This is a genomic window from Halorubrum sp. SP3 (assembly GCF_005435195.1).
GTDB classification, from domain to species: Archaea; Halobacteriota; Halobacteria; order Halobacteriales; family Haloferacaceae; genus Halorubrum; species Halorubrum sodomense.
Window position 1 is genome coordinate 1 of sequence record NZ_SGTU01000764.1, and the last position, 221, is coordinate 221.

At 57.0% G+C, this 221-nt stretch carries 1 protein-coding gene; it reads left to right on the forward strand.

The features are described from left to right. A partial coding sequence (locus EXE42_RS20070; protein WP_137707152.1) for a hypothetical protein occupies positions 1 to 221 on the forward strand: 221 nt, incomplete at both ends.

The following is a 221-nucleotide window of genomic DNA, read 5'->3' on the forward strand; positions in this document are numbered from 1 at the left end:
GTGCTCGATGACGACGTCAACACAAACCGCCCCGGGCAGTACGGTGCCGTGCTTGATGATCTCGCGGTGGGGACGACCCAGCTGTCGAACAGTTTCGAGCAAATATCGACTGCGAGCGACCGGTTAGAGCAGGGTCAACTCGCGCAAGACATCGATACCGACTACCCAGGAGCGTACGGCGACGTGCTGTCTAACTTAGAAAATGGAATAGACCGCCTTAG